The sequence below is a fragment of the Rhodococcus sp. NPDC057014 genome (assembly GCF_042673295.1).
In the GTDB taxonomy this organism is placed as follows: Bacteria; Actinomycetota; Actinomycetes; order Mycobacteriales; family Mycobacteriaceae; genus Rhodococcus_F.
The window spans coordinates 1-9,720 of record NZ_JBHUSF010000331.1 but is presented as its reverse complement, the minus strand read 5'-3'; the positions used below and the strand labels follow the sequence as shown (position 1 = coordinate 9,720).

The window sequence follows — 9,720 nt, the reverse complement described above, 5'->3', positions numbered from 1 at the left end:
GCTGCAGACCACGGGCGACGAAATGGCGGCCGGGTGCGGCGATCGGTGTGGTGACCTGGATGTGGTTGATGCCCCACACCAGTCCGGCGGCGTTGGCGGCGAGCGTGTTGGAAGGCAGGAACCCGGGATACCACTGCACGGTGACCGGCAGGTCACCGTCGATGTGCAGGGTCAGAAGCATGAAGTGTCCGTCGAGGGCGGGGGCACCGTCCTCGTTGTGCGCGATGAACGTCGACGTGCCGCGCCAGGCGAGGTCCGTGCAACCGGTGCCGTCGTCGACGCCGAGGTCGCCGCGCAGATTGGCCAGCAGCAGGTTCTCGTAGGGCAGCACGGCGCCGGCCGCGAGCGCACGCAGTTCGGCGGTGAGATGCGGGTACGCCCGTTCGGTGGCTGTCACCACGTCGGCGAGGATGCGTCGTCCGCGACCGGTGCGGGTGAAGGTCTGCAGGCCTTCGCGTTCGGGCAGCTGTTTCTGCACGGCGGTGATCGAGGCGCGGGCGTACTCACCGAGCAGAGCGAACGCGGCGGTGCGTTCACCCTTCACCGCCACCCATCGCAGTCCGGCGACCGTGGTCTCGTCGATACGGGCGTTCATCGTCCGCTGAACTGCGGGGCTCGACGTTCGAGCATGGCCCCGACAGCCTCGTGGTGGTCTTCGGTGTGATGCGCCACTGCCTGCATGGCCGCCGACAGCTCGAGGATGCTCTCGAGGCTCTGGTGCTGGCCTTCGCGCAGCAGTCGCTTGGTCATCCGCAGCACGTGCGGCGGGTTCGCCGCCACCCGGGCCGCGAGGTCGTGGGCGGCATCGAGGAGTTTCCCGGGTTCGACGACGGACGAGACCATGCCCCACTCGAGTGCGGTCTGCGCGTCGATCGACTCACCGGTGAAGGCCATCTCACTGGCCCGGGCCATGCCAATGGCGCGGGGCAGCAGCCAGGCGCCTCCGTCGCCGGGGATGATGCCGACCTTGACGAAGCTCTCGGCGAACTGTGCGGTGGTCGAGGCGATCCGCAGGTCGCACATCATTGCCAGGTCGCAGCCGGCGCCGATGGCCGCCCCGTTCACGGCGGCGATCGTCGGGATCTCGCAGTGAAACAGGGCTTTCGGGATGCGCTGGATGCCGTGCCGGTAGCCCTGGCGCAGCTCTGCGGGAGATCCGCCGAACATGCCTTTCTTGTCGCGCATGTGTTTGACGTTACCGCCGGACGAGAACGCGGAGCCGGCGCCGGTGAGGATCGCCACCCGCACGCTCGGGTCGCGGTTGACCGCGGTGACGGCCTCCTCGAGCGCGTCGATGGTGTCGTCCTCGGAGATGGGATTGCGGGCCTCGGGGTTGTTGAGCGTCCAGACGACGGTGTCGCCGGTGCGGTCGGTCAGCAGAGGGTCGGTCATGCGTGTGCTCCAGAAAGGTTTTCGGACAGGACGATCCGCACGTCCACCGGGACGATTCCGGTGTCCGAGGCGATGACGGGGTTGAGGTCGAGTTCGCTGATTTCCGGGTGCGCGGCGACGATGTCACCGACGCGGACGAGGAACCGGGCCAACGATTCCCGGTCGATCACCGGAAGATGGCGGTAACCGTCGAGCATGCGGGAGGCGATGGTCTCGTCGATCATCTCGTGGGCCTCGATCTCGGTGAACGGCGCCGCGCGGAAGGTGACGTCCTCGAGGGCTTCGACCATCACGCCGCCACTGCCGAAGGCCACCACCGGGCCGAAGATCGGGTCGTGGGTGGCGCCGACGAGCAGTTCGACACCCTGATCGGCCATCGGGGTGACGACGATGCCGTCGATCACCGCGCCGCGCACGTTCTCGGTGACCGCGTCGATGATCGCCTGTGCGTTCTCCGCGGCGCTGGCGCCGACCACATTCAGTTTCACCCCGCCGACGTCGGACTTGTGGATCACCTGTGGCGAGACGACCTTCAGTGCACACGGCCGCCCGTATCCGGTGACCGCGGCGACGACCTCGTCGACGGTGTGGACGAAGGTCCATCCGCCGATGTCGACCCCGGCATCCTCGACGAGGGCGCGGGCGGTGGGCTCGTCCAGGATCCCCGCTCCGTTCGCAGACCGCGGGGCGGGGGCGGGCGGGGTGAGGGACGAACGCTGCGACGCGGTGGCCAGTCGTCGTCCGCGCCGGTCCAGGGCGGCGACCACCCGGACGGCGTGGTCGATGGAGTTGATCACCGGGACCCCGCCGGCGCGGAGGCGGTCGTGGTTGGAGACCTCGTCGCTCGCGTAGCAGCTCTGCACGAGCAGGGGAACCCGGTGGGCGGTGGTCAGCTCGAGGAGCCGGTGAAGGCGGTGCTCGCCGCCTCCAGCGCCGGATTCCTCGCGGTCATCGCGAACTACTTCCTGCCCACCGGCGCCGTGTTCACCTTCCTGCTCAGCTCGTCCGGCGCCGTCGCCGTGGTGGTCTACCTGTGCATCTGCGGCACCCAGATCGTCGGTCGCCGCAAGAAGACTGCGGAAGAGAAGGCTGCGCTACCGGTCAGGATGTGGGGCTTCCCGTACCTGTCGTACGTAAAGGCCATACCGGCAACGATGGCGAGCAGGACGACGCCCCGCCGGCAACAGCAACACCAGACTGGCCGAATCTCGCCGGCAGTAGCCCTCGAACCGGGCGTGGATCGGCTAGTGGTGCTTGCCCGTCGCGGCATCGGTGACGTACACCCTGAAGCTGCTCGAGAGCTTCTCCTCCTCGAGGAGGGTTTCGCGCACCCGGTGCCCGAGAAGCTGTGCGACGCCGCCGGACATGGCCTGAGCGAGCGACGTGAATGCCGTCATCGACCGCAACACCGAGGCGCTCGACGCGTCGATGTAGAAGGTGTCGTGCGCCGACGCGGCAAGCGGAGAGCTCGCATTGTCGGTGAACGCGATGACGTGTGCACCACTGTGCCGCGCCCACTCGGCGGCCCGGACGGTGTCGACGCTGTAGCGGTGGATGGACATCGCCACGAAGCAGTCGCCCTCGCGGACCCGACGCAGATCGTCGGTCAGCGAACCGACGCCGGCGGTGACCGTCTCCACATCCTCGCGCAGCATGCGCAGCAAGTATCCGAGCAAGTACGCCGGGGCGTGGCACTTGCGCAACCCCATCACGTGCACACGCGGCGCGCGGGCGAGGTGCTCGACCGCCGAGTCCCAAGTGGAATCCTCGATCCGGGCGAATGTGCGGGCGATGTTGGCCTGGTCGAGGGCGACGGTCTGTTCCAGCAGGCCGGCGCCCTCCGCCGCCATGTGCTCGAGGTTGTCGAAACGACGCAGCAGCTGCGCCTGCTCCTGAAGGCGTTCGCGGCACAGGCGCGTCAGCCCGGGATATCCCTTGAGCCCCAGTCCCGTCGCGAACCGTACGACGGTGGCCTCGTTGACGCCGACCGCGGCCGCGAGCTCCGAGATGGTCATGAACGCCACCGCCTCGGGGTCGGACATCACCCGCTCGGCGAGCTTCTTGTGCGACGGCGACAACTTGCCCTCGCGCTGACGAATCTCGGTGAGCAATTCCTCGAAGGTCGCAGGACCCGCCGACTTGGACTTGGTGGCCATGCGCCCTCTTCTCCTCGAACATTTGTGGTTGATCACTGACGAGCTAACGCCATCGTAGTAGTTGCGAACTTGCTTCAAGACGTGCTACTGCAATTGCCGTTGCACTCTTCGGGTGTTCGTCGCGAAGCGGCTCGTGTGTGTCTGCCGTGATGCCGGCATCACACTCACAGGCGATTGAATGCGGGCGGTCCAGGGTAGTCGGCTCAGTAGGCCGCACGGTCAAATCCATCCGTGGGAGTCGACGATGATGACCAGACTGCAGGTCGCGATCGCGGTGATCGTGGGATACTGGCTGGGCCGAGCCCGCCACACCAAGCTTGCCGCGGCGGGTGCCGGAGGCCTGGCAGGCAGCCCGCAGGAGATGGTCGACCACGCTGCCACGCTGCTGGAGGCATCGCCCGAGTTCGCCGCCCTCGACGAATCGGTGCGCGGTCAACTCCTCGACGCAGTGAAGGTGGCGGCCGTGACCGCCGGTACCGCCCGGAGCGACGGCGACATCGGCCGTCTGCTCCCACACAACGGTGACGAGATCCTCCGGACCGGCGACGACCTGGTCGAAGACACCGCGGGCCTGGTCGAGCGCGCCGTGGACCGGGTCGAGGATGTCCCCGCCGATGACGCGGAGACCGACAGAGACGACGACACCGACGACGAGGAACCGGTCGACGACACACCTACCGCAGAGGAGGGGAGTGCTGCGGCACGTTCACCGTCCACTGCCGAGGTCCGGGCCTGGGCCCGCGAACACAGCTTCCCCGTCTCCGACCGCGGACGACTACGCGCCGAAGTGTGGGAGGCCTACACCGACGCCCACTCCGACCGTTAGGCCCGAGTCTCGGGAGCCAGTACGATATCGAAACTGGTTGTGGCCCAGCTGTGGTCATTCAGTTCGCGCCCGTCCGGGGTGATCAGCGAATCCTTGACTCCGAAGACGGAGTCTCCGATGTCGATCTGCGGATCGACGGCGACGAAGATGTGGGTGACCAGCGTCCGCCGGTGCGGTGCGGTGCGGTCCGGTGATCGTCGTGCAATCGACCTCCCGCCTCGATTGTCCACCTGGATGTCGTCACTGGCGTGGCTCGAGTCGCTTCGAATTCCCCGGGTCCGGGAGGATCTTCTCGCACCGAAGGGTCCCGACACGGGGTCGGTGACAGACATCGCCTACCGGTGGGGCTTCGTTCACCATTCCGGCTTCGCGGCCGCATACCGCCGGCGATACGGCGAAACCCCTTCCGATACAAGGTTTCGTGCGGTCAATCTTTGATACGCAGATCGGTGGACTGCAGGCATCACGCGATGACTGGGCGAATTGCGCTGCAATACAGGGCTGTACGGTCCGCGCTGAGGTGGCAGGGGCGCTGTCCAGGCTCGTGGTGCAGCCAGGCGCAGCCCCCGCCAACGATGGAAATCAGCTGGCAGGGGCGCTACACGGACAGCCTGCACGTCGTGACGAGCGGCGTATCAGTGATTTTCGTGAGACGCTGCGTGGAAGTCCATAGAGTGTGACCTACGCCATTGCATAATCTTCCGACTGCCTGAATTGCCGACCGGTAGGTGTAATTCCGAAGTCCGTTATCCGGCAACCAAGGCGACAATGCAAAGATGTGACAGGAAACACACGCAATTCTGTGGAGAAGTCCGGCGCTCGGGTGCGAATTGTGGTGGTGCCCCTACTCGCGGCCCGACAGGGGTATGGGTGTAGGTATATCGGCCGTTGTGCCGGTGGCGAACTCGGGTGAATGTATGTGGTGCACCGTCACCGACGTGGCAGTCAGAACTCCCGCACGTGAAAGAAAGAGTCGTCATGGCACGGATCAGCAAGAAATCGGGGGCCGATCTAGTGGATGCGGTGCGTGTCAGTGTCGTTGGCACCGTCGTGTGCGCCGGACTGGTCATGGGCGTGATCGTCGTGGCGATGTGGAACTTCCCGGTGCCGGGCGTATAGGCCGGCGGGGACTCCTGTCCGTCGCGAGTTCCGGCGGTCCGAGGGTGCAACATCGGGCGGCCGTGTGGCGATATAGGTGACGGGGGATCGGTGTGCCCGTGGGTGCGGGTGGGCGGTGACAGATGTGCGGCACCTGTGGCGGGCGTCGTCTGGTGTGGAAGGAATGAGGAATGTTCGGGACGGGTTTGGGCGTGATGGTGGGCCTGCTGGTGGTTGCGCTGCTGGTGGTCCCCGTGTCGTTCGGCGTGGCGGCACGCGCGGACGTGAAGGCCCGCCGTCTGTGGGAGCCGCCTGCGTCCGATATGAATGAGGGGCGGTCGGTCGCGGTCGCGGAAGTGACGGACCGGTGCGATCAGTGGCGGCAACTCGCCACCCAGGCGTGGCTGATCTGCGGCGGCGCTTCGCTGGTCGCAGTGGTGGTCGTGGGTGTGCTGATCTGCGTCGGGTGAGGACGGTGGGCGCCCGTCCATTTGTGGATGCGGTGATCCCCCGAGTGAACCGAAGCGGCCCGGTCGGAGTGGATTTCCGCTCTGACCGGGCCTCGCCGTGACGTGTAGAAGGGCACCGCCTCGGTTTCCGACCACGCTCCTGCGGTCGGTGGATCGGCGCAACGGACCGCGCCAATCTCCCTCGGGCCGGTAGGGATTCGGCCGGCCGGGAGTGCATCGGCGTCGTGCACTGGATGCATACCGTCGCGAGGAAATGGTAGATCCGCGGTCGAGCCGCATCGCAGAGGTGTGATCTATGCCACACAAGTATTTGGTGTCGGTCGGTGAGCCTTTGAGGGCTGATGGTGTCCCGGTCTTGCACATACAACCAAATGGTTGTATGTTTTGGGTGTGTCAGAGACAGAGGAGGACCGGGCCGATGCCCTGTTCCACGCGCTTTCCGACCGAACGCGGCGCGACATCATGCGTCGCGTGCTGGCCGGAGAGCATTCCGTCTCGGCACTGGCGGCGAAGTACGACATGAGTTTTGCTGCCGTCCAGAAGCACGTCGCCGTTCTCCAGAAATCCGGCCTACTCGTCAAGCGACGCAGCGGCCGTGAACAACTCGCCACGGGCGATGTGGACGCTGTGCGCGCGGTGTCGTCCATGCTCGCCGAGTTGGAACAGGTGTGGCGTGGACGGATCGCCCGCATCGACGAACTGATCGCAACGGAACCGCAATGGAAGGAATGAACGATGCCTGTCACCAATGTCAGCCAGGACACCGATGCATTGACCCTGACCATCACCGCCGAGTTCGCCGCACCGCGAGCGCGGATCTGGCAGATCTACGCCGATCCCCGCCAGCTCGAGAAGATCTGGGGCCCGCCGACGTACCCGGCGACGGTCGTCGACCACGAGTTCGCCCCCGGCGGTCGGGTCACGTACTACATGACCGGCCCCGAGGGTGACAAGCATGCGGGCTACTGGAACATCATTTCCGTCGACGAGCCGACCGGCTTCACCTTCACCGACGGATTCGCCGATGCGGATTTCACTCCGATCGAATCGATGCCGGTGTCCACCAACGAGTTCTCCTTCGAGGACAAAGGCGGCAGCACCGTTGCCACCTACGTCAGTACCTATGCCACCGCCGAAGGTCTCCAACAGGTGCTCGACATGGGCGTGGTCGAGGGGGCCTCGCAGGCGATCGGCCAGATCGACGATCTCATCAAGGGTTGAGCCTGCCGGTTCACTGTCGCCGCCTCGCCGTCCATGTGCGAGGCGGCGCCTCCAATCCGGTGCGGGATGCGGTCACACAGTGATGAGATCGTCATGGGGCAGCACCGACGGGAGGGCGTCCAATGGCCGAGATCAGTGTGAGCGCGAGCGAGGTACATCTCGCATTGTCCAGGTTCGAAAAATTCGCCGGATTGCGCGGCGACATCGCCGTCCCCATGCCGCTGATTCGAGGCGCCGAGGTGATCGCCGACCCGTTCGCGAACATCCGGGGTGTGCGGGCACCGGGTCTGGGAATTCCGCGGCGTCGGTGCATCGGGACCTGGCGCGGCAGGGGAGTGCGCACCTTCGTCGCGGTGCGGGCGGGTGTCCCGGCGATTCGCGTGCGCACCCTCGGACGGGGTTCGGGAGCGGAGTTCGACCAACTGATCGTGACCGTGCCCGATGCCGTTCGCGTCGCGGCGCAGATCCGCGACGTGCTCGATCCCGGGCGTGCCGGAGTATCCGAACGCGAGGTGAGGTTCCGGTCCGGCGACGGCACCGTACTGACCGGCACTGTGACGGTTCCGGCGGGTGCCGAGGGCGGGCCCGCGGCGGTGATCCTCACCGGGTCCGGCCGACTCGATCGCGACGGCGACCACGCAAAGCTCCCGATCGGTGTGAGCCGTGCCCTCGCGGACGCGTTGGCCCAGAAGGGTGTCGCCTCGCTGCGATACGACAAGCGGGGGGTCGCGCACTCGGGCGGCAACTACCTGTCGGCCGGCCTGTCGGACAACATCGCGGACGCCGCTGCCGCCGTCGACTGGTTGCGCACGACAGGGGGATTCGGACGTAATTCGATCGCGGTCGTCGGGCACAGCGAGGGCGCCTGCCTCGCAGTGGCGCTGGGAGCGGATCGGGGGGTCGACCCCGCGGCAGTGGTGCTTCTCGCGTGTCCGGCGGTGACGGGGCGGCAGGTGCTGCACTGGCAGTCGGGCAAGGCCGTCGACGGCCTGCCCGCTCCGGTGCGGGCGGTCCTGCGGGCACTGCGCATCGACTTGAAGGAAAGGCAACACGCGGCGCTCGAGACGCTGTCCCGGACCACCACCGACACCGCGCGGATGGGTGGTCGCCGGGTGAATGCGCGCTGGTTCCGAGAGTTTCTCGACTTCGACCCGACACCGCTGTTGCGGGAGAACCCCGCGCCGGTCCTCGCGATCACGGGAGCCAAGGACGTGCAGGTGGACCCGGCTGATCTCACGGTGATCGCCGAACTCGTGCCCGGCCATGTCGACACCGTCCGGTTTCCGGACCTGACGCATCTGATCCGACGTGACACGGACCCGCCGTCGCTGCGCGCCTACCGGCGACTCGTGCGCGACGCCGTGGATCCGGAGGTGCTGTCGCTGGTGGCCGACTGGACCGCCGGCCACCTGCGGCGTGCTTGAAGCGGCAGGATCCGCCGTGCGCTATCGGGCCGACAGGTTGTCGATGATCTGTGCGACGTGCTGGGCGCTCATCGGGCTCTCGTCGAGAGTGTCCGCGCCGGGCCGCAGTCCCGCGATCATGATCGCCATGGCCCGGCGCCACCCTGTGTCGGTGACGCCGCGGGTGGTCGCGACGACGCCGCGCACGGACCAGAAGATGAGATCCAGGTCGGCGTCGGCGGCATCCTCGCGGATGCGCCCGTGTTGCTTGGCTCGCGTCAGGAGTTCGAACAGGATCCGTCGGTACTCGTCCCGCAACATCGTGGTCTCGTCGTCGTTCCACATACGGGACAAACATCCTCGGTTCGACGCCAGGATGGCACCGGTACCGTACAGAACCTGCTCGAGGCCTTCGCCGTCCGGCGCGGACAGGGCTTCGTCGGCAAGGGCCAGGAAGTCGTCGTATACCTGGCGGACGAGCTCACTGACCAATGCATCCTTGGTGGGGAACCGGCGGTAGAGGGTGCCGATCCCGACGCCGGCGACCCGGGCGATCTCGTCGACCCCCACATCCAGGCCGCGCTCGCTGAACACGGTCGCTGCCGCGTCGAGTAGCCGTTGCCGATTCTCCGCGGCGTCGCGGCGCAGCGCCCTTCCGCTTCCCCGATCCCTCACGTCGGACTTCATTCGGATTCGTCGCCCACCAGAGTGCCGCCCGCGACCATCGCGAGTTCCGGGTGCCGCAGTGCGGCCGACTCCTCGAGACGCGTGGTCTTGTCCCGATTCAGCGCCGGGATGAACATGGCCGCAACGGCGCCGAGGCCCACTGCTGTGCCCAGCACGACGAATCCATGGGTGTATCCGGATTCCTGCGGGACTCCCGAGGAGGACGCCCCTGCGGTGACGATGCTGGCCATGAGTGCAGCGCCCACAGAGCCGCCGATCGTGCGGATGTTCGCGTTCATTCCGCTGGCGACACCGGTCTGTTCGGGCGGTACCGCCGCGACCACGACATTCGACATCGCCGAGAAGGCCAGCCCGAAACCGATCCCGATCAACGACGTGGCGAGGTAGATGTCGATCTCGGTGTCATGCGCGAACGCCACCACGAAGTAACCGATCGCACCCACGATCGACCCTGCGATGAGCAGCAC

General features: G+C 66.8%; 12 protein-coding genes and 3 pseudogenes. 8 read left to right on the top strand and 7 right to left on the bottom strand.

The window, feature by feature from the left end; translation table 11 throughout:
* The 3 genes from ACFTZB_RS38100 to ACFTZB_RS38090 form a co-directional block, all read right to left on the bottom strand.
* On the bottom strand, nt 1-595 hold a 595-nt coding region (locus ACFTZB_RS38100), incomplete at its 3' end, for a C45 family autoproteolytic acyltransferase/hydolase (RefSeq protein ID WP_378439946.1).
* Nucleotides 592-1,392 carry a crotonase/enoyl-CoA hydratase family protein gene (locus tag ACFTZB_RS38095; RefSeq protein WP_378439944.1) on the bottom strand — a complete coding sequence of 267 codons (801 nt, stop codon included), beginning with the start codon at nt 1,390-1,392 and terminating at the stop codon, nt 592-594. The genes ACFTZB_RS38095 and ACFTZB_RS38100, both read right to left, overlap by 4 nt.
* The gene (locus ACFTZB_RS38090) at nt 1,389-2,255 is read right to left on the bottom strand and encodes an acetate--CoA ligase family protein (RefSeq protein WP_378439942.1); all 867 of its coding nucleotides are present in this window, start codon (nt 2,253-2,255) and stop codon (nt 1,389-1,391) included. Before ACFTZB_RS38090 ends, ACFTZB_RS38095 begins: the two co-directional genes overlap by 4 nt.
* On the opposite strand from ACFTZB_RS38090, the pseudogene ACFTZB_RS38085 reads away from it, so the two are divergent.
* Nucleotides 2,169-2,516 (top strand): annotated as a pseudogene (locus ACFTZB_RS38085) (hypothetical protein); the annotation flags it as partial. The gene ACFTZB_RS38090 and the pseudogene ACFTZB_RS38085 sit on opposite strands and share 87 nt — an antisense overlap.
* Nucleotides 2,517-2,636: 120 nt before the next feature.
* Here the strand turns inward: ACFTZB_RS38085 and ACFTZB_RS38080 are convergent.
* Entirely contained in the window at nt 2,637-3,548 is a 912-nt protein-coding gene (locus ACFTZB_RS38080; RefSeq protein WP_378439940.1) for a MurR/RpiR family transcriptional regulator, read from the bottom strand.
* Between the two features lie 247 nt (nt 3,549-3,795).
* Between ACFTZB_RS38080 and ACFTZB_RS38075 the strand changes: the two genes are divergently transcribed.
* Complete coding sequence (locus tag ACFTZB_RS38075; protein ID WP_378439938.1) at nt 3,796-4,374, top strand: histone-like nucleoid-structuring protein Lsr2; 579 nt, start codon at nt 3,796-3,798, stop codon at nt 4,372-4,374.
* On the opposite strand, the pseudogene ACFTZB_RS38070 reads toward ACFTZB_RS38075, so the two are convergent.
* A pseudogene (locus ACFTZB_RS38070) lies at nt 4,371-4,556 on the bottom strand (hydroxyquinol 1,2-dioxygenase); the annotation flags it as partial. The gene ACFTZB_RS38075 and the pseudogene ACFTZB_RS38070 overlap by 4 nt on opposite strands.
* On the opposite strand from ACFTZB_RS38070, the gene ACFTZB_RS38065 reads away from it, so the two are divergent.
* The 6 genes from ACFTZB_RS38065 (at nt 4,492) to ACFTZB_RS38040 (ending at nt 8,587) form a co-directional block, all read left to right on the top strand.
* Complete coding sequence (locus tag ACFTZB_RS38065) at nt 4,492-4,812, top strand: helix-turn-helix domain-containing protein (protein WP_378439936.1); 321 nt, start codon at nt 4,492-4,494, stop codon at nt 4,810-4,812. The pseudogene ACFTZB_RS38070 and the gene ACFTZB_RS38065 overlap by 65 nt on opposite strands.
* A gap of 540 nt (nt 4,813-5,352) precedes the next feature.
* Complete coding sequence (locus ACFTZB_RS38060) at nt 5,353-5,493, top strand: hypothetical protein (protein ID WP_378439934.1); 141 nt, start codon at nt 5,353-5,355, stop codon at nt 5,491-5,493.
* A 170-nt stretch (nt 5,494-5,663) separates the two neighbouring features.
* Nucleotides 5,664-5,942, top strand: a complete 279-nt coding sequence (locus ACFTZB_RS38055) for a hypothetical protein (RefSeq protein WP_378439932.1) — start codon at nt 5,664-5,666, stop codon at nt 5,940-5,942.
* A 390-nt stretch (nt 5,943-6,332) separates the two neighbouring features.
* Entirely contained in the window at nt 6,333-6,674 is a 342-nt protein-coding gene (locus tag ACFTZB_RS38050; RefSeq protein ID WP_378439930.1) for an ArsR/SmtB family transcription factor, read from the top strand.
* A gap of 3 nt (nt 6,675-6,677) precedes the next feature.
* On the top strand, nt 6,678-7,163 hold the full coding sequence (locus tag ACFTZB_RS38045) for an SRPBCC domain-containing protein (RefSeq protein ID WP_378439928.1): 486 nt from the start codon (nt 6,678-6,680) through the stop codon (nt 7,161-7,163).
* A 164-nt stretch (nt 7,164-7,327) separates the two neighbouring features.
* The gene (locus tag ACFTZB_RS38040; RefSeq protein ID WP_378439926.1) at nt 7,328-8,587 is read left to right on the top strand and encodes an alpha/beta hydrolase family protein; all 1,260 of its coding nucleotides are present in this window, start codon (nt 7,328-7,330) and stop codon (nt 8,585-8,587) included.
* A 21-nt stretch (nt 8,588-8,608) separates the two neighbouring features.
* Here the strand turns inward: ACFTZB_RS38040 and ACFTZB_RS38035 are convergent, their stop codons facing one another.
* Together ACFTZB_RS38035 and ACFTZB_RS38030 are read right to left on the bottom strand one after the other, a co-directional pair.
* Nucleotides 8,609-9,253 carry a TetR/AcrR family transcriptional regulator gene (locus tag ACFTZB_RS38035; RefSeq protein WP_378439924.1) on the bottom strand — a complete coding sequence of 215 codons (645 nt, stop codon included), beginning with the start codon at nt 9,251-9,253 and terminating at the stop codon, nt 8,609-8,611.
* Nucleotides 9,250-9,720, bottom strand: a pseudogene (locus ACFTZB_RS38030) (MFS transporter); the annotation flags it as partial. The gene ACFTZB_RS38035 and the pseudogene ACFTZB_RS38030, both read right to left, overlap by 4 nt.